General features: G+C 69.8%; 26 protein-coding genes. 16 read left to right on the forward strand and 10 right to left on the reverse strand.

Annotated elements, in window-relative coordinates:
• Positions 1-25 precede the first annotated feature (25 nt).
• The 3 genes from AX721_RS21595 (at position 26) to AX721_RS27565 (ending at position 2,529) form a co-directional block, all read left to right on the forward strand.
• The gene (locus tag AX721_RS21595) at positions 26-724 is read left to right on the forward strand and encodes a response regulator transcription factor (protein WP_068879230.1); all 699 of its coding nucleotides are present in this window, start codon (positions 26-28) and stop codon (positions 722-724) included.
• A complete protein-coding gene (locus AX721_RS21600) occupies positions 721-2,280 on the forward strand; it encodes a HAMP domain-containing sensor histidine kinase (RefSeq protein ID WP_068878037.1) in 1,560 nt (519 codons plus the stop codon). Before AX721_RS21595 ends, AX721_RS21600 begins: the two co-directional genes overlap by 4 nt.
• A 63-nt stretch (positions 2,281-2,343) precedes the next feature.
• Complete coding sequence (locus tag AX721_RS27565) at positions 2,344-2,529, forward strand: hypothetical protein (protein WP_156467320.1); 186 nt, start codon at positions 2,344-2,346, stop codon at positions 2,527-2,529.
• Here AX721_RS27565 and AX721_RS21605 read toward each other — a convergent pair.
• Together AX721_RS21605 and AX721_RS21610 are read right to left on the reverse strand one after the other, a co-directional pair.
• Positions 2,526-2,900: a DUF4440 domain-containing protein gene (locus tag AX721_RS21605; protein ID WP_068878038.1), complete on the reverse strand. Its 375-nt coding sequence runs from the start codon at positions 2,898-2,900 to the stop codon at positions 2,526-2,528. The genes AX721_RS27565 and AX721_RS21605 overlap by 4 nt on opposite strands.
• A 60-nt stretch (positions 2,901-2,960) precedes the next feature.
• Positions 2,961-3,611, reverse strand: coding sequence for an alpha/beta hydrolase (locus AX721_RS21610; RefSeq protein WP_068878039.1), 651 nt, complete (start codon positions 3,609-3,611; stop codon positions 2,961-2,963).
• Positions 3,612-3,760: 149 nt separating this feature from the next.
• Between AX721_RS21610 and AX721_RS21615 the strand changes: the two genes are divergently transcribed.
• From AX721_RS21615 to AX721_RS21665, 11 genes are read left to right on the forward strand one after another with little or no spacing between them, the layout of a single operon-like run.
• Complete coding sequence (locus tag AX721_RS21615; RefSeq protein WP_068878040.1) at positions 3,761-4,189, forward strand: Rrf2 family transcriptional regulator; 429 nt, start codon at positions 3,761-3,763, stop codon at positions 4,187-4,189.
• On the forward strand, positions 4,186-5,322 hold the full coding sequence (locus tag AX721_RS21620; protein ID WP_068878041.1) for a cysteine desulfurase family protein: 1,137 nt from the start codon (positions 4,186-4,188) through the stop codon (positions 5,320-5,322). Before AX721_RS21615 ends, AX721_RS21620 begins: the two co-directional genes overlap by 4 nt.
• The gene (gene sufB, locus AX721_RS21625) at positions 5,322-6,791 is read left to right on the forward strand and encodes a Fe-S cluster assembly protein SufB (protein ID WP_068878042.1); all 1,470 of its coding nucleotides are present in this window, start codon (positions 5,322-5,324) and stop codon (positions 6,789-6,791) included. The genes AX721_RS21620 and sufB overlap by 1 nt, the downstream gene beginning before the upstream one ends.
• On the forward strand, positions 6,788-7,102 hold the full coding sequence (locus AX721_RS21630) for a hypothetical protein (protein ID WP_068878043.1): 315 nt from the start codon (positions 6,788-6,790) through the stop codon (positions 7,100-7,102). The genes sufB and AX721_RS21630 overlap by 4 nt, the downstream gene beginning before the upstream one ends.
• Positions 7,099-7,503 carry a hypothetical protein gene (locus AX721_RS21635; protein WP_068878044.1) on the forward strand — a complete coding sequence of 135 codons (405 nt, stop codon included), beginning with the start codon at positions 7,099-7,101 and terminating at the stop codon, positions 7,501-7,503. The genes AX721_RS21630 and AX721_RS21635 overlap by 4 nt, the downstream gene beginning before the upstream one ends.
• Position 7,504: 1 nt before the next feature.
• Complete coding sequence (gene sufC / locus AX721_RS21640; RefSeq protein WP_068878045.1) at positions 7,505-8,251, forward strand: Fe-S cluster assembly ATPase SufC; 747 nt, start codon at positions 7,505-7,507, stop codon at positions 8,249-8,251.
• A complete protein-coding gene (gene sufD, locus AX721_RS21645; protein WP_068878046.1) occupies positions 8,248-9,279 on the forward strand; it encodes a Fe-S cluster assembly protein SufD in 1,032 nt (343 codons plus the stop codon). Before sufC ends, sufD begins: the two co-directional genes overlap by 4 nt.
• Positions 9,280-9,281: 2 nt before the next feature.
• Entirely contained in the window at positions 9,282-10,496 is a 1,215-nt protein-coding gene (locus tag AX721_RS21650) for a cysteine desulfurase (protein WP_068878047.1), read from the forward strand.
• A gap of 10 nt (positions 10,497-10,506) precedes the next feature.
• A complete protein-coding gene (locus tag AX721_RS21655) occupies positions 10,507-10,866 on the forward strand; it encodes an SUF system Fe-S cluster assembly protein (RefSeq protein ID WP_068878048.1) in 360 nt (119 codons plus the stop codon).
• Positions 10,866-11,261, forward strand: a complete 396-nt coding sequence (locus AX721_RS21660; RefSeq protein WP_068878049.1) for an iron-sulfur cluster assembly accessory protein — start codon at positions 10,866-10,868, stop codon at positions 11,259-11,261. Before AX721_RS21655 ends, AX721_RS21660 begins: the two co-directional genes overlap by 1 nt.
• Before the next feature lie 44 nt (positions 11,262-11,305).
• Complete coding sequence (locus tag AX721_RS21665; RefSeq protein ID WP_068878050.1) at positions 11,306-11,587, forward strand: 2TM domain-containing protein; 282 nt, start codon at positions 11,306-11,308, stop codon at positions 11,585-11,587.
• Here the strand turns inward: AX721_RS21665 and AX721_RS21670 are convergent.
• The 6 genes from AX721_RS21670 to parE form a co-directional block, all read right to left on the reverse strand.
• A complete protein-coding gene (locus AX721_RS21670) occupies positions 11,584-12,255 on the reverse strand; it encodes a glutathione S-transferase family protein (protein WP_068878051.1) in 672 nt (223 codons plus the stop codon). The two genes, AX721_RS21665 and AX721_RS21670, sit on opposite strands and share 4 nt — an antisense overlap.
• A 56-nt stretch (positions 12,256-12,311) precedes the next feature.
• Entirely contained in the window at positions 12,312-13,115 is an 804-nt protein-coding gene (locus AX721_RS21675; RefSeq protein WP_068878052.1) for an enoyl-CoA hydratase/isomerase, read from the reverse strand.
• Between the two features lie 83 nt (positions 13,116-13,198).
• Positions 13,199-14,260 carry a GGDEF domain-containing protein gene (locus AX721_RS21680; RefSeq protein WP_068878053.1) on the reverse strand — a complete coding sequence of 354 codons (1,062 nt, stop codon included), beginning with the start codon at positions 14,258-14,260 and terminating at the stop codon, positions 13,199-13,201.
• 49 nt (positions 14,261-14,309) lie between these two features.
• Complete coding sequence (locus AX721_RS21685; RefSeq protein ID WP_068878054.1) at positions 14,310-15,908, reverse strand: DEAD/DEAH box helicase; 1,599 nt, start codon at positions 15,906-15,908, stop codon at positions 14,310-14,312.
• A gap of 164 nt (positions 15,909-16,072) precedes the next feature.
• Entirely contained in the window at positions 16,073-16,528 is a 456-nt protein-coding gene (locus AX721_RS21690; RefSeq protein WP_068878055.1) for a hypothetical protein, read from the reverse strand.
• A 50-nt stretch (positions 16,529-16,578) separates the two neighbouring features.
• Positions 16,579-18,633 carry a DNA topoisomerase IV subunit B gene (gene parE, locus AX721_RS21695; RefSeq protein WP_068878056.1) on the reverse strand — a complete coding sequence of 685 codons (2,055 nt, stop codon included), beginning with the start codon at positions 18,631-18,633 and terminating at the stop codon, positions 16,579-16,581.
• A 92-nt stretch (positions 18,634-18,725) separates the two neighbouring features.
• Between parE and AX721_RS21700 the strand changes: the two genes are divergently transcribed.
• Together AX721_RS21700 and AX721_RS21705 are read left to right on the forward strand one after the other, a co-directional pair.
• Positions 18,726-19,637, forward strand: coding sequence for an alpha/beta hydrolase (locus tag AX721_RS21700; RefSeq protein ID WP_068878057.1), 912 nt, complete (start codon positions 18,726-18,728; stop codon positions 19,635-19,637).
• Positions 19,638-19,735: 98 nt separating this feature from the next.
• Positions 19,736-19,951: a hypothetical protein gene (locus AX721_RS21705; protein ID WP_068878058.1), complete on the forward strand. Its 216-nt coding sequence runs from the start codon at positions 19,736-19,738 to the stop codon at positions 19,949-19,951.
• Between the two features lie 4 nt (positions 19,952-19,955).
• Here AX721_RS21705 and AX721_RS21710 read toward each other — a convergent pair whose 3' ends face one another.
• Both AX721_RS21710 and AX721_RS21715 read right to left on the reverse strand, forming a co-directional pair.
• Complete coding sequence (locus AX721_RS21710) at positions 19,956-21,896, reverse strand: M61 family metallopeptidase (RefSeq protein ID WP_068878059.1); 1,941 nt, start codon at positions 21,894-21,896, stop codon at positions 19,956-19,958.
• Between the two features lie 56 nt (positions 21,897-21,952).
• Positions 21,953-22,195 (reverse strand): hypothetical protein, encoded by a 243-nt coding sequence (locus AX721_RS21715; protein WP_068878060.1) that lies wholly within the window; start codon positions 22,193-22,195, stop codon positions 21,953-21,955.
• Between the last annotated feature and the right edge of the window lie 73 nt (positions 22,196-22,268).

A 22,268-nucleotide genomic window follows, 5' to 3' on the forward strand; every position in this document is an offset into this window, starting at 1 on the left:
CCCCGAACCCCGGAACATGAGCTCCATGCCCCAGGTCCTCGTCGTCGACGACGATCCGCACATCCGCCAGCTCCTGGTCTTCGCCCTGGAGAAGGCCGGCCTGTCCGCCCGCGAGGCCGAGGACGGCGAGGCCGCGCTGGCGGCCGTGGACCAGCAGCGGCCGGACCTCGTCGTCCTGGACATCAACATGCCCAAGCTGGACGGGCTGGAGGTGTGCCGCCGCCTGCGGGCGCAGGGCGACCTGCCGATCCTGTTCCTCTCGTCCCGCGACGACGAGATCGACCGCATCCTCGGCATCGAACTGGGCGCCGACGACTATGTCGTGAAGCCCTTCAGCCCGCGCGAGGTCACCGCCCGCGTCCAGGCGATCCTGCGCCGGGCGCGCAGCGCCCCGCCGCCGCCGACCGAAGCCGTCCTCAGCCAGGGCCGCCTGAAGCTCGATCCGGAGAGCTGGATCGCCCGCTGGGGCGAAGCCGAGGCGGCGCTGACCGTGACCGAGTTCGGCATCCTGCGGATCCTGATGAGCGCGCCCACCCGGGTGTTCAGCCGCGACGCCATCATCGACCGCCTTCACGGACCCGGCTTCGCCATCACCGACCGCACCATCGACAGCCACGTGCGCAACCTGCGGGGCAAGTTCGCGGCCCTGGGCGGCCATGACGTGGTCGAGACGCGGGCCGGCGTCGGCTATCGCCTCGGGCCCTGCCTCGGCCAGCCGGCTTGATCGAGCGGCTCAAGGACCTGATCGCGCGGTGGTGGCCGGCGCTGCGGCTGCGCACCATCCTGTTCGGCGTGCTGGTGTTCGCGGCCGCCATGCCCGCCATCGGCGCCATCTCGCTGCGGGTCTACGAGAACACCCTGGTCCGCCAGACCGAGGCCGAGCTGGTCGCCCAGGGCGCGGCCATCGCCGCCATGGCCGCCGTGGGCTGGCCCGGCGCGCCCTCGCCGGTCCCGCGGCCGGAGAAGCCGCCGGATGGCTACTTCCGGCCCGAGTTCACCACCATCGACCTCAGCCGCGACGCGGTCCTGCCGGAGCGTCCGCCGCCGCCGGCCGTTCGCCGGACGCCTGATCCGCAGGCCGTGGGCGTCGCCCGGGCGCTGGAGCCGGTGGTCGAGCGGACCACGCGGACCACCCTGGCCTCGGCGGTGATCCTGGATGCGCGCGGCGTCTCGCCCGACGGCGAGGACTATTCCGCGCTGCCCGAGGTCAAGGCCGCGCTCGGCGGGCGTTCCCGAACCGTCCTGCGCGAAAACGGCGACTACCGGCCGCTCTACCGTTTCGAATGGCTCAGCAAGGCCTCGGGCATCCGCCTGCACCACGCCCGGCCGATCCTGGTCGGCGACCAGGTGAAGGGCGTGGTGCTGCTATCGCGGTCGCCGCGGGCGCTCTTCCGCGGCCTGTACGAAGACCGCGGCAAGTTCGCCATCGCCGCGGGCGTGATCCTTGGCCTCCTGGTGGTGGTCTCGGGTCTGATCGCCCGGGGCGTCACGCTGCCGATCGAGAAGCTCAGCGCCGCGTCGCGCCAGGTGGCCGGGGGCGGCGGCGTGATCCCGCGCACGCCGCGGACCGCCGCCGTCGAGATCCGGGACCTCTACGAGGACTTCCGCGCCATGGCCGAGGCGATCGATCGACGCTCCGGCTACCTGCGCGACTTCGCCGCCGCGGTCAGCCACGAGTTCAAGACCCCGCTCGCGGGCATCACCGGCGCGGTGGAACTGCTGCAGGACCACTTCGAGACCATGTCGCCACAGGATCGGCGGCGCTTCCTCGACAACATCGCCGGCGACAGCGAGCGGCTCTCCCAGCTGGTCACGCGTCTCCTGGACCTGGCCCGCGCGGACATGGCCACGCCGGAGGCCGGAGCGTCGGTCGACCTGGCGGAGCCCGCCCGGCGCGCCGCCGACGCCGCGGGCTTCCCGGTGGAGGTGGACGTGGCGCGGACGGTTCCGGCCGTGGCGGCGCCGCTGACGACGCTGGAGAGCGTGCTGACCATCCTGTTGCAGAACGCCCGCCAGGCCGGCGCCAGGAGCGCGAAGGTCTCGGCCATGACCGAGGGTGCGGAGGTCTTTCTGACGGTCTCCGACGATGGCCCCGGCGTGCCGCACGCCGACCGCGAGCGCCTGTTCGAGCCGTTCTTCACCAGCCGGCGCGCCCAGGGCGGTACGGGGCTCGGCCTCTCCATCGCCCGCTCGCTTCTGGCCGCCAGCCACGGTCGGATCGAGCTGATGGACGGCGGTGCTGGCGCCACGTTCCGGGTGACGCTGCCGCGCGCCGACTGACCTGCACGGAATCTCCACACCGCGGGCCGCCGCCGCTGCACGGCGGGCCAGCATCCTGCAGCCATGGACGAGCCGACATCCCCCACGTCCAGCGGACGAACCCCAGCCGCTGCCCAGGCTTTATCCTGGCGGCCGGCCGACGGCGCGCGCGACCGGGTCCTGGTTCCGGATGGCGCCGATCGGCGGTCGGCCGCCTTCGTCGCCGAGGTGGCGGAGGCGCTCCAGCGCACCCACCGCCGCTGGTTCTAGCTCAGGGTGACGTAGAGCTCGCTCTCGATGAGCCATTGGCCGGTGACCTTGCGCCAGACGGCGAGGTAGGTTCCGGACATCTCATGGTCGGCCCAGCGGCCGGTCCAGGCCCCATGCTCGGCCGCCCGCTGGCCGTCAGCGTCGAGAGACACCCGCTCGGTCTCGCGCACATAGGTCTTGAACGCGGGATCGGCGAACTGGGCCGCAAAGGCGTCCACCACCGCATCGACGCCCAGGATCAGACTGCCGTCGCCGACGATCAGTTTCACGTCGGGCGTGAAGAACGGCCGCAGGCGCTGCGCCTCGTGCGTCGCGATCAGCTTGTTGGTCAGCTTCCGCCGCGCGCGGATGGCGTCTTCGGAGGTGGTCATGCGCCTCTCCCTACCCCTGTCATCCCGGTCTTTGGCTGCGCCAAAAACCGGTATGACAGGTCAGGCCGGGTTCGCCGCCAGGCGCTTGTCCAGATAGTCGCCGACGCGGCGCTCCACGTCCGGCAGGTTCTCCATCCAGAAGTGGCTGGCGCCCTCGACCACGTCGTAGTCGATCACGATGCCCTTCTGCGTGCGCAGCTTGGAGACGACGCGCTCCACGTCGATCGGCGGCACCACGGTGTCGTTCTGGCCGTGCAGGATCAGGCCGGAGGCGGGGCAGGGGGCCAGGAACGAGAAGTCGTAGGCGTTGGTCGGCGGCGAGACCGAGATGAAGCCGTCCGTCTCGGGCCGGCGCATCAGCAGCTGCATGCCCACCCAGGCGCCGAAGGAATAGCCGGCCACCCAGCATTGCGAGGCCGCGGGGTTGGTGGACTGCAGCCAGTCCAGGGCCGTCGCCGCATCTGCCAGTTCGCCGATCCCGCCGTCGAATTCGCCCTGGCTGCGGCCCACGCCGCGGAAGTTGAAGCGCAGGACCGAGAAGCCCCGCTTCATGAACAGGTGGAAAAGCTGCACGGCCACCGGATTGTTCATCTGGCCGCCCGCCTTGGGGTGCGGGTGCAGGATCAGAGCGACCGGCGCGGTCTCGCTCTTGCCCTGGGAGTAGCGCCCCTCGATCCGCCCGGCTGCGCCGGTCAGAACCACCTCTGGCATTCGACCCTCTTCTTTGGCGTAGAATACTTGACTGTTTTAGTCGGTCTTCCTAAGTCGCAGCCATCCGGCGCGACCCCCGCTTCGAGCGAGGCGGGGCTAATAACATAGGCCGCCCCGGATGCGCGCGAAAACTGCATCGGGTCAAATCCATGCGTCTCTCCACGAAAGGCCGCTATGCCGTGATGGCGATGGCCGACCTCGCGCGCCGCGAAAGCGACGCCTGCCGCGCCGTGGCGCTGGCCGATATCGCCGCCCGGCAGGAGATTTCGCTGAGCTATCTTGAGCAGTTGTTCGCCCGCCTGCGCCGCAAGGGCCTGGTGAAGAGCGCCCGCGGACCGGGGGGCGGCTATCGCCTCGCCCGCGACGCCTCGGCCACCAGCATCGCCGAGATCGTCCATGCGGTGGACGAGCCCCTGCGCGCCACGCGCTGCGACAAGGCCGGGCAGGGCTGCATGATCCGCGGCGAGCGCTGCCTCACCCACGACCTCTGGGCCGACCTGGGCGACAAGATCGAAGACTACCTGGCCTCCGTGAGCCTTGCGGACGTCATCGGCGGAAGGCTGCGCCGCGCCGCATGAGCCTTTACCTCGACCATAACGCCACCGCGCGCGTCCGCCCCGAGGCGATCGAGGCGGTGACCCGGACGCTGGAGGCGGTCGGCAATCCGTCGTCGGTGCATGCCGCCGGACGGGCCGCGCGGGCTGTGATGGAGCAGGCGCGGGCCGATGTCGCCGCCCTGATCGCCGCCCCGGCCTCGACGGTCATCTTCACCAGCGGCGGGACCGAGGCCAACGCCCTGGCCATCCTGAGCGCTGTGGCGACCGGCTCGCGGCGGCTGATCGTTTCGGCCATCGAACACGACAGCGTCCTGGAGACAGCCAAGGCTTCGGACGCAGCGGTGGAATACCTGCCGGTGACCGCCAGCGGCGTGGCCGACCTCGCCTGGCTGCGCGAGCGGCTGGCGGCGTGGGACGAGGGCGACGGGCGGCCCTTCGTGGCCCTGATGCTGGCCAACAACGAGACCGGCGTGATCCAGCCGGTGTCCGAGGCGTCGGAGCTGGTCCGCGCCGCGAACGGCTGGCTGCACGTCGACGCGATCCAGGCCGCCGGCAAGATGCCGATCGACAGCCGCGCCCTGGGCGCCGACACCCTGTCGATCTCGGCGCACAAGATGGGCGGGCCGCAGGGCGTGGGCGCCCTGACCTTCGGTCCCCGCGCCACCATGGTGCGTATCCAGCACGGCGGCGGCCAGGAGCGCGGCCGGCGCGCGGGCACCGAGAATATCCCGGGAATCAGTGGCTTCGGCGCGGCGGCTAAGGTCGTGTCCGGCGTCGGGGATCCGGCCTGGCGCGACGCGGCCGCCGCCCGGCTGAAGGCGGCGGGCGCGGTGGTCCTGGGCGAGGGCGAGCCGCGCCTGGCCAACACCCTCTGCGTCGCCACGCCCGGCTGGGACGCCGACCGCCAGCTCATGGCCCTGGACCTCGCCGGCGTGATGGTCAGCGCCGGCTCGGCCTGTTCGTCGGGCAAGGTGAAGGCCAGCCACGTCCTGGTCGCCATGGGCCAGGCCGACCTGGCCCCTGCGGCGATCCGCGTCAGTGGCGGCTGGGACACGAGCGAAGCAGATTGGACCCGGTTCGCCGACGCCTGGCTGGAAGCCCACGCCCGCCACGTCGCCCGCCGCCCCACCAGCACAGTCGGGGAGGTCGCCTGATGGCCGCCGTCAAACAGACCGTCGAACACGTCGCCTCGCTCGAGAAGTACAAGCACGGCTTCGTCACCGACATCGAGCAGGACTTCGCGCCCAAGGGCCTGAACGCCGACATCGTCCGCTTCATCTCGGCCAAGAAGGACGAGCCGGAGTGGATGCTGGCCTGGCGCCTGGACGCCTTCGAGCGCTGGCTGGCCATGGAAGAGCCCGACTGGGCCAAGGTCAGCTTCCCGCGCATCGACTACCAGGACAGCTACTACTACGCCGCGCCGAAGAAGAAGGAGGGGCCCAAGAGCCTCGACGAGGTCGATCCCGACCTCTTGGAAACCTACAAGAAGCTGGGCATCCCCCTGCGCGAGCAGGAGGTTCTGGCCGGCGTCGAGGGCGCGCCCCGCTATGCCGTGGACGCGGTGTTCGACAGCGTCAGCGTGGTGACCACCTTCAAGAAGGAGCTGGCCCAGGCTGGCGTCATCTTCTGCTCCATGAGCGAGGCGATCCGCGAGCACCCCGAGCTCGTCCAGAAGTACCTGGGCTCGGTGGTGCCGGTCAGCGACAACTATTTCGCCTGCCTGAACGCCGCGGTCTTCTCGGACGGCAGCTTCGTCTATGTGCCGCCGGGCGTGCGCTGCCCGATGGAGCTTTCCACCTATTTCCGGATCAACGCCGAGAATTCCGGCCAGTTCGAGCGCACCCTGATCATCGCCGACAAGGGGGCCTACGTCTCGTACCTGGAGGGCTGCACGGCCCCCATGCGCGACGAGAACCAGCTGCACGCCGCCGTGGTCGAGCTGGTCGTCCTGGACGACGCCGAGATCAAATATTCCACGGTCCAGAACTGGTACCCGGGCGATCCGGAGACGGGGAAGGGCGGCATCTACAACTTCGTCACCAAACGCGCCGACTGCCGCGGCGACCGCTCGAAGGTGTCGTGGACCCAGGTCGAGACCGGCTCGTCGATCACCTGGAAATATCCCTCCTGCGTCCTGCGCGGGAACGAGAGCTCGGGCGAGTTCTACTCCATCGCCATCACCAACGGTCGCCAGCAGGCCGACACCGGCACCAAGATGATCCACCTGGGCGCCAACACCCGCTCCCGGATCATCTCCAAGGGGATCAGCGCCGGCAAATCGTCCAACACCTACCGCGGCCTGGTCTCGGCCCATCCCAAGGCCAAGGGCGCGCGCAACTTCACCCAGTGCGACAGCCTGCTGATCGGCAAGCACTGCGCCGCCCACACCGTGCCCTACATCGAGGCCCGCAACGGCCAGTCGAAGTTCGAGCACGAGGCGACCACGACCCGCCTGTCGGAGGATCAGCTCTTCTACGCCATGCAGCGCGGCCTCAGCCAGGAGGAGGCGGTGCAACTGCTGGTCAATGGTTTCGTCAAGGACGTGCTGCAAGAGTTGCCCATGGAGTTCGCGGTAGAGGCCCAGAAGCTGGTGGCCATATCGCTAGAGGGGAGTGTGGGATGACGGGGCGGCCGACCTACGAGGGCGAGCAGACGGCGGTCGACGCCGAGGGCAACATGTTGCGGGAGTGGGACGGGGTCGTGCTGCTGCGCGCCCTGGCGTCCACCGCGGCGGGCAACTGCGATCCGGCGCCGACCGAGATCCCCGCCGGAACGCGGGCGACGGCGATCACGCTGCTCGACCCTGAGTCGGGCCTGTTCGACCTCGAATGCTACCTGGACGAGAGCGGCGAGACCTACGCCTTCGCCCACGGCAGCGGCGCGGACGTGCGCGTCGTCGAGAAGATCGAGGACAAGAAGGCGGTGGAGCTGTGACCACCCGGACGCGCAAGCCCAGGGTTCTGACGCTGAAAGACGCGTTCGAGACCGAGTTCGCGCGTCGCGAGATGGAACGCCGCGCCCGCGAGGAGGCCGAGCGGCGACAGCAGGAGGCCGACCTGGCCAATGCCCAGGCGCTGCACGCCGCCGTCACCGCGGACGCCGGCTTCCTGGCCGGCCGGAACCTCAGCGCGGACGTCCGCCGCTACACGGTCTCGGTGGACCACGCCAACTATCGCATCGCCGCCTACTTCGAGGGCGGCAAGGCCAGCGTCACGCTGTCCGACAAGCGCGGCGGCGCGCCGGGTTCCGGCACGCCCCGCAAACAGGAGACCGTCGAGAGCGTCGAGGACGCGCTGAAGGTCATGGCCCAGTTCCTCGCCGATGAGGCCCGCTAGAATGCTGTCCGTTTCCAACCTGCACGCCGCCGTCGAGGACAAGGAGATCCTGAAAGGGCTCTCCCTGGAGGTGCCTGCGGGCGAGGTCCACGCGATCATGGGCCCCAACGGCGCCGGCAAGTCGACGCTGAGCTACGTCCTGACCGGCCGCAGCGGCTACGAGGTGAAAAGCGGCACGGTCACCCTCGAGGGTGAAGATCTGCTGGCCCTGGAGCCCAACGAACGGGCGGCCAAAGGCGTGTTCCTGTCGTTCCAATATCCCCTGGAAATTCCAGGGGTTCCGGCGCTTACCTTCATCCGCACGGCGCTCAACGCCCAGCGCAAGGCCCGCGGCGAGCCCGAGGTGACGGCCCCCGAGTTCCTGAAGCTGGCCCGCGCCAAGGCCGCCGAGCTGAAGATCGACTTCGACATGCTGAAGCGCGCCCTGAACGTCGGCTTCTCCGGCGGCGAGAAGAAGCGGATGGAGATCTTCCAGATGGCGATGCTCTCGCCCCGCTTCCTGATCCTCGACGAGACCGACAGCGGCCTGGACATCGACGCCCTGCGCATCGTGGCCGACGGCGTCAACGCCCTGCGCTCGCCCGACCGCGCCATGCTGGTGATCACCCACTACCAGCGCCTGCTGGACTACATCAAACCCGACAAGGTCCACGTGCTGGCCGGCGGCCGCATCGTCGCCACCGGCGGACCCGACCTGGCGCTGGAGCTGGAGCGCGAAGGCTACGACAAGTACGCGAGGGCCGCTTGAGCGTCCTCTCCGCCATACGGACGCGGGACGCGGCCGAGCTTCCCGGCAAGCGCGACGAGGCCTGGCGCTGGACCGACCTGCGCGGCCTGATCCGCCAGGTTCCGGCGCCGTCGCCTGAGTTGGACCTGGCCTCGCTGCCGGCGGGGCCGTTCGACGCCCTCGCCGACGAGGTGCTGGTCGTCGCCAACGGCCGGGGCGCGGCCCACATCGGCGTCGAGCCCGGGGAATCCAAGGTCGTGGCCTTGCGCATCGTCTCCCGCGGCGACGGCGCCCATGCGGCCCGCATTTCCGTGGATGTGGAGGTCGCCGGGCGGCTGACGATCCTGGAAAGCTACGAAGGCGACGCCGGCGGCTATCTCAGCCAGACGGGTCTGATGCTGAGCCTGGGCAAGGACGCGGCCGTCGAGCGCATCGTACTGGCGTCCGACGGCGCAGAAGGCGTGACGGTAAGCCAGGCCGAGGTCGATCTGGCCCCCGGCGCCAGCTTCGCGCAGAGCGTCCTGACCTCCGGCGCCCGCCGCCAGCGGCTTGAAACGGTGGTCCGTCACCCCGGCGGCCATGCGGACCTGCGCCTGGACGGCGTCTATCTGCTGGCCGACAGGCGCCACGCCGATCTCACCACGGCGGTGACCCACGAGGCCGTGGATGGGACGACCCAGCAGCTCACCAAGGGCGTGGTCCGCGACCAGGCGCGGGCGGTGTTCCAGGGCAAGATCGTGGTGGCGGAGGGCGCGGACCGCACCGACGCCCGCATGGGCCACCATGCCCTGATCCTGTCCGACCGGGCCGAGGTCGACGCCAAGCCCGAACTGGAGATCTACGCCGACGACGTCTCCTGCGCGCACGGCAACACGGTGGGGGCCCTGGACGACGACGCCCTGTTCTACGCCCGCCAGCGGGGCATTCCCGAGGCCGAGGCCCGCGCTCTGCTGACCGAAGCCTTCATCGGCGAGGTCGTCGACCGCATCGCGCACGAGCCGGCGCGCGAGATCGTCCGCGCCTGGGTCGGCGATAGGCTGAGGGGCTGAGCATGGCCTTCGACGCCGAACAGGTCCGCAGCGAGTTCCCGATCCTGTCGCGCCAGGTGCACGGCAAGCCGCTGGTCTACCTCGACAGCGCCGCCTCGGCCCAGAAGCCGCGCGCGGTGATCGAGGCGATGCGCCACGCGATGGAATACTCCTATGCGAACGTCCATCGCGGCCTGCACACCCTGGCCAACGAGACCACCGACGCCTACGAGGCGGCCCGCCGCAAGGCGGCCGCGTTCATCGGCGCCCACGAGACCGAGATCGTCTTCACCAAGGGCGGCACCGAGGCGGTGAACCTGGTGGCGGCGGGTCTGGGCGCCACGCTGCATCCCGGCGACGAGATCGTGCTCTCGGAGATGGAGCACCACGCCAACATCGTGCCCTGGCACTTCCTGCGCGAGCACAAGGGCGTGGTCCTGAAGTTCGTGCCGGTCACGGACGACGGCGCCCTGGACCTGGAGGCCTACCAGCGCCTGCTGGGGCCCAAGACCCGTGTGGTGGCGCTGAGCCACATGTCCAACGTCCTGGGCACCATCAACGACGCCAAGTCGCTGGCCCGCATGGCGCACGACGCCGGCGCGCTGGTCCTGTTCGACGGCTGCCAGGCCATCGTCCACAAGCCTGTAGACGTGAAGGACATCGACGCCGACTTCTACGTGTTCTCGGGCCACAAGCTGTACGGCCCCACCGGCATCGGCATCCTCTATGGCAAGGCCGAGCGCCTGGCCGCGCTCCCGCCCTACCAGGGCGGCGGCGAGATGATCGGCTCGGTGAGCCTGGACGAGATCACCTACGCCGACCCGCCACACCGCTTCGAGGCCGGCACGCCGCCGATCCTGGAGGCCATCGGCCTGGGCGCAGCCATCGACTGGCTGGCCGCTCAAGACCGCGCCGCCATCGCCGCCCATGAGCACCATCTCTACGCCCACGTCCGGGAGCGCCTGGCGGGCGCCAACTGGCTGCGGGTCATCGGCGAAGCGCCGGGGAAGGGGGCCATCCTCTCCTTCACCGTCGACGGCGCGCACGCCCATGACGTGGCCCAGATCCTCGATCGCTATGGGGTCGCGGTCCGGGCCGGAACCCATTGCGCGGAGCCGCTGATGCGGCGCTTCGGCGTCACGTCGAGCGCGCGCGCCTCCTTCGCCCTATATAACACCGTGGAAGAGGCCGACGCCTTCGTGGACGCCTTGACCAAGACCCAGGCCTTCTTTGCGTAGCATGACACCCATGGACGACGCCGCACCCATCGAGAGCAAGTCGCCGCCCCTCAGCCAGGCGGAGCTCGACGTGCTGACCGACCAGCTCATCGAGAAGCTGAAGACGGTGTTCGACCCGGAGATCCCGGTCGACATCTACGAGCTGGGCCTGGTGTACAAGGTCGATGTCTCCGATGACAAAGACGTCGCCATCGACATGACCCTGACGGCGCCGGGTTGCCCGGTGGCCGGCGAGATGCCGGGCTGGGTTGAGGATGCGGTGCGGGAGATTCCCGAGATCCGCTCCGTGAAGGTGGACCTGGTGTTCGACCCGCCGTGGGACCCCTCGCGCATGAGCGACGAGGCCAAGCTAGCCCTGAACATGTTCTGATGACGCACCTCGACATCACCCCCACGCCCCGTCCGCGTCGCCCGCGCCCCAAGGTGGTCACCCTGTCGGACGCCGCGGCCGCGCGGGTGAAGGAGATCATGGCCAAGGCCGACAAGCCCTACGCCGGGCTGCGGGTCGGGGTGAAGAACGGCGGCTGCGCTGGGCAGGAGTATGTCCTGGAGTACGCCGAGACCCGCGAGCCCCTGGACGAGGTGATCGAGGACAAGGGCGTCACCATCCTGGTCGAGCCCAAGGCGGTGCTGTTCCTGGTGGGTTCGGAGATCGACTACGAGGTCACCAAGCTCTCGGCGAAGTTCGTGTTCCGCAATCCGAACGAGACCGATGCCTGCGGTTGTGGCGAAAGCGTGACCATTCAGCCCGCGAAACTCGACTGACGCGGAAGAGCGGTTATCCTGTGGCCAATGATCCGGGGACAGACATGACCGACGACGTCGAACTGCGCCGACTGGCGATCCGCCGCGCCGACATGAAGCTGGCCTTCCGCAGCCACCTCATGGCCTATGTGCTGGTCAACGCCAGCTTGGTGGCGATCAATCTGCTGACGTCGCGCGACTATTTCTGGGCGATCTGGCCGATGCTGGGCTGGGGCATCGGCCTCGGCGCCCACGCCGCCAGCGTCTACATGAACGGCGAAGGCATGCGCGACCGCCTGATCGAGCAGGAGCTTGAAAAGCTGCGGCGCGACCGCGGCGGCCGTTAATCGTCCGCGTAGGCGTAGGGGCCCCCGCGCTCCAGCGCCTGCCGATAGGCCGGCCGCACGTGGATCCGCTTCAGGAAGGCGGCCAGCTTCGGCCGACCCACGCGCGCCGCGGCCCGGTCGGCGGCGGCCTCCAGCGGGAAGCTCATCATGATGTCGGCGGCGCTGAAGGTCTCGCCGGCGAACCACTCGGCCTTGCCCAGCTCGTCTTCCCAGTAGTCGAAGTGCGCGGCGAGTTGCGGGTCGATGAAGCTGGTCTGCGCCTTCTTGGCGATGCCCGACACGATCGGCCGCAACAGCGCCGGCGCGCCCGCGGGCAGGCGGCCGAACACCAGCTTCATCAGGAGCGGCGGCATGGCCGAGCCCTCGGCATAGTGCAGCCAGTAGCGCAGGCGGTGGGCGGCCGGAGTCCCCGCGGCCGGCGCGAGCCGGCCCTGGCCGTAGCGTTCGAGGACGTACTCGACGATCGCCCCCGTCTCGGCCATCACCTCGCCGTCGTCGGCGATGACCGGGGACTTGCCCAGCGGATGGATCGCCTTCAGCTCCGGCGGGGCCAGCATCGTCTTGGCGTCGCGCTCGTAGCGCACGAGCTCGTAGGGGACCTCGAGCTCCTCCAACAGCCAGAGCACCCGCTGCGAGCGGGAATTGTTCAGGTGGTGGACAGTCAGCACGAAAGGACCCTCGCAAGCGGCTTGCGAGGGTCTTACAGCGTCTGCGCCTGTGGCCGCTAGCGGCCGGTGAACTTGGCGGGCCGCTTCTCGACGAAGGCCATGACGCCTTCGCGGGCGTCCGTGGTGCGCTGGGCGGCGCCCTGGGCGTAGGCCTCGGCCTCCAGCTGCGCCTGCCAGCTCGAATCGAGGGCGTCCCAGACCAGGTTGCGTGTCAGCCCCAGCGAGGCCGGCCCGTCGGCCAGGGCGTGCGCGTATTGCATGGCGGCGCCCATCAGCTCGGCGTCCGGCACGCACCTGTTGATCAGGCCCCATTCGACGGCGGTCTTGGCCGGCAGCTTCTCGCCCAGCAGCATCAGCTCCATGGCGCGGGCCTTGCCCACCAGGCGCGGCAGCATCCAGGTGGCGCCGCCGTCAGGCACCAGGCCGATGCGGCGGAAGGCGAGCAGGAAGTAGGCGCTTTCGGCCGCCACGGCGAGGTCCGCCGCCAGGGCCAGCGAGACGCCGACCCCCGCGGCCACGCCATTCACCGCCGAGACGAGCGGCTTGGGCGACTTGCGAAGCGCCGAAACAAAGGGGTTGAAGGTGCCGATCAGCGACTGGTTGGGCCCCGCCGCGGGCTGGGCGCGGCCGGCCACGCCACCGCCGGAGAGGTTGGCGCCCGAGCAGAAGCCGCGGCCTTCGCCGGTGAGGACGATCGCCCGGACCTTGTCCCCATAGGCGAAGTCCTCGAAGGCCGCCGTGAGGTCGCCCATCAGATCCATGCCCGCCGCGTTCAGCGTGCCGGGGTCGGAAAGCGTGATGATGCCGACGCCGTCGTCGATGGATGTCTTGACCTTCGGGGTGGCCTGCGCGCCGTCCATGGCGTCCTCCCTGGATGAACTCTCGGGTTCAACTCAGCGCAAGATACCCCGGCGTCAGCCAAGGGAAAGCTGGCAGAAAGGCTTTAGGCGGCGCGGTGCGCCGTCGAGCCCATGTCCGCGAGGGAGGTGCGGTTGCGCCCAGCCCGCTTGGAGGCGTAGAGCGCCCCGTCGGCCCGCTCCAGCAGGGCGGCCGGGGTGTCGCCCGGACGGAATTCCGCGATGCCGGTGGAAATGGTGATCGCGCCCAGGTCCTCGTTGGTCGAGCGGCGCTTGAGGATGCGGGACGAGATCTCCTCCCGGGCGCTTTCCAGGGCGGCCAGGGCCACCTCGCTCTTCTCGCCGGGGAAGATCACCGCGAATTCCTCGCCGCCGTAGCGGGCGGCGAAGCGGGCGCCCTCGGCCACGCGGCCGATCACGCTGGCCACGTAGCGGATCACCTGGTCGCCGGTCTGATGGCCCCAGGTGTCGTTGAAGACCTTGAAGTGGTCGATGTCGACCACGGCCAGGGTCGCCGGCTCGGTGCGCGCCTCGGCCTGGGCGCACGTGGCTTCCAGGTTCTCGTCGAACGCCTTGCGGTTCGCCAGGTTGGTCAGGGCGTCGGTCATGGCGTCGCGGCGCACCTGCTCCAGGTGTTCGCGCAGGCGGCCCAGTTCGTCGGTGGTGTCGGCCAGCTGGCTTTCGAGGGCCTGGTTTTCCTCGCGGACCTTGCGGGTCGCGACGCTCAGGTTCTCGACCATGGCGCGGACGGCGTCGCTGTCCTGTTCCTCCAGCGACTGGCTGGCGGTGGCCAGTTGCTGGCTGTAGGTCTCGCTGGTTTCCCGGGCGCTCTCGATCGCCCGGTGAACGCTGTCCAGTTCCTGGGACAGGCTCTTGCCGGCGTCCAGGATCTCGCCCGACAGCTTGGCCGCCGGAAGGTGCTGGGCTGCGATCTTCTCGCCCACCTGGTCGGTGAACGGCGTCCCCGACTGCAGGACGGTGTTGATCTCCGCGGCGACCGTACTGTCCTTGGCGGCAACATAGTGCAGCCACAGCTCGAAGTTGAGCGCGGTCGGCCAGACCCTATGGGCCTCCATGGCCTCGATCGCCTTGCGGGCCCAGAGATAGGCCTTGGGGCTGCGGAGAATTGAATCGATGTCCGACGACATGACCCGCAACTTAAAGGCGGGACCCCAAACGACGCGTTAAAGGCGAAGACTATTCTTCGCTGGGACGAATGGGCGCCGCGCGCATCAGGAAGGCGGGCGTGTCGGCGCCGAAGCCCACCACCTGGTCGCGGTCGTTGTCGTCGCGGTCGCGGCGACGTTCGGGCCGACGCTCGCGATCCGGGCGTTCCGAGCGTTCGGGCCTGGCCTCGCGCTCCGGACGCTCGGCGCGTTCCGGGCGGTCGCTCCGCTCGGGACGTTCGCTCCGGTCGGCGCGGCGCGGACGCTCCTCGCGCGGCGCGCGCTCGCGGCGCGGGCGGGCGGGAGCTTCCTGGGCCTCGGGCGCAGGGGCGCTGGCGACGATCTCGGGTTCCTGAGCCTCCGAACGGCGCGGCCGCTCCTCGCGCGGCGTACGGTCGCGGTCACGCCCGCTCCGCTCGCGGCCGCGGCCCGGGCCGCGATCCCGCTCGCCCCGGCCCCGGCCGCCGGCGCGCGGCTCGTCCTTGATGCTGCTCCAGTCGATGCCTTCCAGCACGATCTCTTCCGGGACCTTGCCGATCAGCTTCAGCACCTTGTCGAGGTTCCGGCTGTCGGCCGGCGTCACGATCATGAACGCCTGGCCGAGGCGCCCCGCGCGGCCGGTCCGGCCGATGCGGTGGACGTAGTCGTCGGCGTGGTGCGGGACGTCGTAATTGAACACGTGGCTGACGGCCGGGATGTCCAGGCCGCGCGCCGCCACGTCCGAGGCGCACAGGAGGCGCAGCTCGCCGCTGCGGAAGCTTTCCAGCGTCCGCATGCGCGTCGATTGGTCCAGGTCGCCGTGGATCGGCGCGGCGTCCAGGCCGTGCTTCTTCAGCGACTTGGCGACGATGTCGACTTCCGACTTGCGGTTGCAGAAGACGATGCCGTTCTTCACGTCGGCGCGCGCGATCAGCTCGCGCAGGGCCGTGCGCTTGGCCTTGGGGTCGGCCGTCGGGATGCGAACCAGGTTCTGGGTGATCGTCTCGGCGGTCGTGGCGGGGCGCGAGGCCTCGATCCGGACCGGATCGCGCAGGAACTGCTTGGTCAGCCGGGTGATCTCGGGCGGCATGGTCGCCGAGAAGAACAGCGTCTGCTTCTTCGCCGGGGTGAGCTTGAAGATCCGCTCCAGGTCCGGGATGAAGCCCATGTCCAGCATGCGGTCGGCTTCGTCGACCACCATGATCTGGACGCCGGTCATCAGGAGCTTGCCGCGCTCGAAGTGGTCCAGCAGGCGGCCGGGCGTGGCGATCAGCACGTCCACGCCGCGGTCCAGCTTCTGCTCCTGGTCGCTGAACGACACGCCGCCGATCAGCAGGGCCCAGCTGAGCTTCTGGCCCTTGGCGTACTTCTCGAACGAGGCGGCGACCTGGTCGGCAAGTTCGCGGGTGGGGGCGATCACGAGCGCCCGCGGCATCCGCGCCTTGGAGCGGCCGGCCGCCAACCGGTCGATCATCGGCAGGGTGAAGGCGGCGGTCTTGCCGGTGCCCGTCTGGGCGATGCCCAGGACATCCAGTCCCTGCAAGGCCACGGGGATGGCCTCGCCCTGAATCGGCGTGGCGGTCGTGTAGCCGGTTTCGGCGACGGCCTTAAGGGTCGCGGGCGACAGGCCCAGGTCGGAAAATTCGGTCATTCGCTAACGATGGTGCGGGGCGCTCCCGCAAAACGGGTACGGCGCGACGCGGAGGCGTGGACGGAGATCGGCACGCGCGCGGAACATACGGCGGACGGCTCCGCTGTCAACGCACCGCGGCGATCAGGGTTCAATGAGCCTTCCGCACGCCGGCCGTTTGAGCGTCAGCCGCGGGCGATCGGGGACGCGGCGCCCTTGCGGCGGGCGACAGGGTCCGGCGCCCCGTAGTCAGGCGTCCAGCGTTCGGCCTCGGCCTCGCCCGACGACCTGAACGACCGCGGCTCGCCCTCGCGCAGGGCGTCCACGAAGGTGCGGGCGGCCAGGCCGACGGCGTAGGCCAGGTTCGCGCCGGCGTCGGCCGCCTGCCGGCGCGCATCGTGCGCCGTATCCGACACGGTCTCGCCGGCGTCCTTGGCCAGCTTGCGGACCTTGGGGCTCTCCTTGGCCTTCATGCCCGCCGCGACCGCGCCGGCGCCGAGGATGGCCTGGGCGATGACCGCCTGGCCCGTCTTCGAGGCCAGCAGTTCGCCGAACCGGCCCTTGCGCACCGACCTGGGCACCTTCACGCCGGCGATCTTCTTGGGGATCAGGCCCTTGGCCTTCTTCTGCTTCTTCGCCATCTCGCGCTCCTGTCTCGCTTGGCGAAACGTCGGAGCGCGCGGGGCCGTTCCTAGATGTCCAGGTCGGCGGCGGCGAACTCGGCGTTCTCCTGGATGAACTGGAACCGCGCCTCGGGCTTGCGGCCCATCAGCCGTTCCACCAGGTCCTCCACCACCTCCTCCGCGCGGGGCAGGGTGACCCGGGCCAGCGTGCGGCTCTTCGGGTCCATGGTGGTTTCCTTCAGCTGGGCGGGCATCATCTCGCCCAGGCCCTTGAACCGGCTGATCTCGGGCTTCTTGCCTTTGAACTCGGTGGCCAGCAGTTCGTCGCGGTGTTCGTTGTCGCGGGCATAGACCGCCTTGCCGCCGTGACTCAGCCGGTAGAGTGGGGGCAGGGCCAGGTAGAGCCGCCCATTGCGGATCAGGTCCGGCATCGTCCGGTAGAAGAAGGTGATCAGGAGGCTCGCGATGTGGGCGCCGTCCACGTCGGCGTCGGTCATGATCACGACGCGGTCGTAGCGGAGGTCTTCCTCCCTGAACTTCGAACCCGTCTGCGCGCCCAGCGCCAGCAAGAGGTCCGAGAGCTCCTTGTTGCCGCCGAACTTGTCGATGGAGGCCGAGGCGACGTTCAGGATCTTGCCGCGCAGGGGCAGGATCGCCTGGGTCTTGCGGTCGCGGGCCTGCTTGGCCGAGCCGCCGGCCGAGTCGCCCTCGACCAGGAACAGCTCGGTGCCCTCGGTGGAGGACCCGGCGCAATCCGCCAGCTTGCCCGGCAGGCGCAGCTTGCGGGTGGCGGAGGCGCGGGCGACCTCCTTGTCCTTGCGCCGCTTCAGGCGCTCCTCGGCGCGCTCGACCACGAACTGCAGCAGGGTGCTCGCGGCCTTGGGCTGGGCGGTGAGCCAGTGGTCGAAGGGGTCGGCGAGGGCCTTCTCCACCAGCCGCTGGGCCTCGGTGGAGGACAGCTTCTCCTTGGTCTGGCCCTGGAACTCGGGGTCGCGGATGAACACGCTGACCAGGGCGCCGGCCTGGGAGATCACATCGTCGGCGGTGATCAGGCCGCCCCGCTTTTCGCCGGTGAGCTCGGCGTATTGCTTGAGGCCGCGGGTCAGGACCGCGCGCAGGCCGGCCTCATGCGTGCCGCCCTCGGGGGTCGGCACGGTGTTGCAGTAGGACTGCATGAAGCTGTCGGCCTCGCCGAAGCCGGCCGGCGTCCAGGCCACGGCCCACTCCACCTTGCCGGCCTCGCCCGGGCGCTCGTAGCGGCCGGCGAAGGGCTCGGGCGTCACGGTCTCCAGCCCCTTGATGCGCTCGGCCAGGAAGTCGGCCAAGCCGTTGGGGAACCGGAACACGGCGTCCGGCGGGGTCTGGTCGTGGATCCGGCTGGGATCGCACTTCCAGCGGATCTCGACGCCGCCGAAGAGATAGGCCTTGGACCGGGCCATCCGGTAGAGGCGCGCCGGCTTGAACGCCACGCCCTCGCCGAAGATCACCGGGTCGGGCGTGAAGCTGATCTGGGTGCCCTTCTTCCGCGTGGGGCCAAGCTTCTCGATCGGCCCGAGCGCCTTGCCGCGCGTGAAGGCCTGGCGCCACTCGAAGCCGTCCTTCCAGGCGGTGACCTCGACGCGTTCGCTGAGGGCGTTCACCACCGAGACGCCGACGCCGTGCAGGCCGCCGGAGGTCTCGTAGGCCTTGCCCGAGAACTTCCCGCCCGAGTGCAGGACGGTCATGATCACTTCCAGGGCCGACTTGCCCGGGTATTTCGGGTGGGGGTCGACCGGGATGCCCCGGCCGTCGTCGGTGACGCTCAGGGCGCCCTCGGCGTCGAGGCTGACGGTGATGACCTTGGCATGGCCGGCCACCGCCTCGTCCATGGCGTTGTCGAGCACTTCGGCGAACAGGTGGTGCAGCGCCCGCTCGTCCGTGCCGCCGATGTACATGCCCGGCCGCTTGCGGACCGGCTCCAGGCCTTCCAGCACCTCGATGTCGGCGGCCGAGTAGCCGGAGGGCTTGCCGGCCGCCGGAGCGTCCGGGCGCGGCTCATGGCTCTCGGCCAGCGGCGACGCCGGCGCGGGGTTCAGCGCGTCGTCGAACAGATCGGGCAGGGGCTTGGCGCTGGGCTGGGACATCGGTGCTGGAAAGGTGGTGCGATTCTGAGGGGCTCGGTATGAACAGGGTGGGCTCTCAAGGCAATGCGGCGAGTCGCGATGGGGCGGGCGGCATGACCAGCTGGAACGATCCGGAGATCGCCGGCGTGCGCGCGCTGCTGGCGGCGCGCCAGCCCGGACCGGATGCGCCCCCGCCCACCGTGGCCGAACGCCGCGCCGCCATGGACGCCGTGGGCGAGATCGGCGCCCTGCCAACCGGCTGCTTTCACGAACCCGTCACCCTGGGCGGCGTGAGGTGCGAGCGGGTGGTTCCCCAGGGCGCGGCGGCGGGCCGCACGATCCTCTATCTGCACGGCGGCGCCTATACGGCGGGCAGCCCGCGCAGCCATCGGCCGATGGTGGCCCGCATCGCCGAGGCGGCCCGCTCGGTCGCCGTCGCCGCGGACTACCGCCTGGGGCCGGAGCACCGGTTCCCGGCCGCGGTGGAGGACGCCGTCGCGGCGTATCGGGCTCTGCTCGACGGCGGTTCGGACCCCCGGCGGGTGATCGTGGCGGGGGACTCCGCAGGCGGCGGCCTGGCCCTGGCGTTGGCCTTGGCGCTCAAGAGCGAGGATGCGCCGCAGCCCGCCGGGTTCTTCGTCATCAGCCCATGGGCCGACCTGACCCAGTCCGGCGCCAGCTATCGCACCAAGGCTGACACCGATCCGATGATCAGCAAGGCGAGCCTCGACCAGAACGCCCTGATGTACCTGGGCGGCTTGGACGCTCGCGACCCGCTGGCGTCGCCGATGTTCGGGGATTTCGCAGGTGTCGCGCCCATCCTGATCCAGACCGGGTCGGAAGAGGCGCTCCTCAGCGACAGCATCACCCTGGCCGACGTCCTGGCCCACGCCCGCGTCGACGTCCGGCTGGAGGTCTGGCCCGAGATGATCCACGTCTTCCACGCCTGGAGTGGCGGCCTGCAGGCCGCCCGTCGGGCGATCCGCCTCGCGGGCGCCTGGATGGAGGGGCGGTTCGCGCCGTAACGGCCGGGTCCGACCGTTTTCCCTTGTCGAACGCCGATCGGCGCGCGAGGCTGACGGTGCAGACCGCCAGCATAGGCGGCGCAGGACGGGAGGAACCTATGTCGCAGATCAGCAAGGGGCGCACGCCGGTGCGCATTCCGGCCGAGGTCGCCAACATCGTGGGCACGTCCGCGGCGATCCTGGCCGTCGTGGCTACGGGCTCGGCGATCGTGGCGGCCGTGCCGGACCTGTCGGTGTGGCAGTTCGCGGGGGCCTACCTCGCCCCCGGCGCCCTGGCCTTCGCCGTCTATTGGTGGATCGCCCAGAAGCTCTGAGCCGCTACTTCAGCGGCTCGTAGATCTTCGTCAGCAGATCGGGCCTGCCTTCGATCCGTTCCAGCCGGGGGTAGCGCAGGCCGCCGTTGTAGCTGACCGGCTGCACCTTGAAGTGGTCGCCGTCCTTCACGATGAAGGTGATGGCGTCCTTGCCGCCCTTGGCCGCCGTGATCGCCTCCTTCAGGCGCTCGGCGTCATAGGCGATGCCGTTCACCGCTAGAATCCTGTCGCCCACCGTCATGCCCGCCTTGAAGGCCGGGCTGTCCCAGAGCACGCCGGTGATCGTCCCTTCGCGGTTCAGCGTCAGGCCGAGGGAATAGGTCAGGTCCACGATCTTCCGGTTCGCCTCGGTGTCGCGCCAGTAGTCGGTGGGCTTGTCGGTATAGATCAGCCGGTAGCCGCCGCGGGCCAGGCCATCCAGCGGATAGGCCGGCGCGACCTTGCGCGCCCGGGTGTCCAGGAAGGTCGCCCAGTCATGCGGCGTGACCGCGTTCAGCGCCTTGACCACGTCCTCGAAGGTGTAGGTTAGGGGCTGCTTCCACTGGCCGTCGTTGACGCCAAAGAAGGCGCGGCCGAAGTCGTCCAGCGACTTCTTCCCACCGGTCTTCTCGCGGATCAGGGTGTCGGCGTCGAGCCAGATCAGCTGGCCCTCCGAATAGTAGTCCTCGCTGCGCTGCCAGCTGGTCCAGGGGATCGCCCGGCGGCTGGCGATGATCGGGTCGTTGGTGGTGTCCTCGACCGAGCGCCACGCCCGGCCCGGCCGCCCCTCGGAATAGAGCGCCGCCGTCATCGCCAGGGCGTCCAGGGTCTGCTGCTTGGTCACCAGGCCCGAGCGCGCGCCGAGGACGAACCCCCAGTACTGGTCCTGGCCCTCGTACACCCACAGCAGGCTGTCGCGCATGGGGACGTTGTAGTTGGGCGTCCACAGGTCGGCCGGGCGGCGGTACTTGCCGTCCCAGGAATGGTTGTACTCGTGCGGCAGCAGGTTGCGGGCGGGCGCGTTCTTCGACCAGTCGGTGAAGTAGTCGGGAACGGTCCCGTTCTCCGAGGAACGATGGTGTTCCAGGCCGATGCGGCCCATGCGGTCGGTCAGGGCCAGCAGGAACTCGTAGCGGTCGAAATGGCGCGCGCCGTACAGCTTGTCGGCCTGGCGCACCAGTTCGCGGTGCTGTTCGATCTGCTCGGGCGTGGCGGCGAGAAGTTCGGGGCGATCAGCCACGACGTTCAGGCGCACCGGCGACTTGCCGCTGGTGTCCAGGTCGTACGTTTTGAAGTAGCGCCCGGCGAACATCGGGGAGTCCATCAGGGTGTCGAAGTCGACCGTCTTGAAGCGGGTCCAGCCGGCCTCGGTCTTCTCGGTCTCCAACGCCGTGCCGTAACCCCAGCCGTCGGGAAGCTTGATCGAGGCGTCGATGTTGATCCGGCGGGTGAAGTAGCCGGCGGGGTAGAACGCCAGGTTCAGCCACTGGGCGTTCAGCATCTCCGGCGTCATGACCACGCGCCCCTGGTCGCCCGCCGTGGGCGACAGGTACTGGAACTCGAGGTCCAGCGACCGGGCGTCGGCCGGCGGGGTCAGGTGGAAGGCGAACACCTGCACGGGATCGCGCGTCCAGGGCACGACCTTGCCGTTCGCCTTCACCACCAGGCCGGCCATGTTGAAGAGGGCGTTGCGGGGCGAATGGCCGCCGGGGACCCACTGCGGATAGAGCAGCGTCACCGGGGCGCCGCCGGCCATGATCGGAATGGTCTGCCGGATGCGGAAGATCCGGCGCTCCACGTCGGTGGCGTCCACTTCCAGCTTGAGCGTCCCGGCGGGGTAGGCGACGTCCCGCGGCGTGGCGATCGGCGCCGGCATCGGCAGCGGCTGCGGCCCTTCCGACGGCTCCGCAGCCAGCGGCGTTGCGAAGGCGAGCGCCGCTGCGGCGGCGAGGAACGCTGATTTCAAAGGAAGCCCCGAAGAAGAAACTATTGCGACTTTCTAGAACCGGTTAGGTGTGAGGCTCAATGGCCGGCGGTAGGATCCTTCGGCTCGCCGGTCTCGTCATCGTCATGCTCTTGGCGCGCGACCGCCTCCATCGCCTGATGCGTGGGAGGATCCATGACAGCGCCGAACCCAAGCATGACGAAGGCCAGGCCCGCCGCACCCTTGAGTTTGCGGCCTTCTCGACGCCCGAGCCACGCGACAAGCGGTGCGACCATCACCAGGAGCGCGAAGGCGATCAGGTAGCCTAGCCAGCCGTCCATACAGTCAAGGTGGGCGTAGGCGAGCGAAAGAAAAAGGGCCGCGGATCGCTCCGCGGCCCTGATCTCACATCGG

The sequence above is a fragment of the Phenylobacterium sp. CCH9-H3 genome (genome assembly GCF_001557235.1).
Classification (GTDB): Bacteria; Pseudomonadota; Alphaproteobacteria; order Caulobacterales; family Caulobacteraceae; genus Phenylobacterium.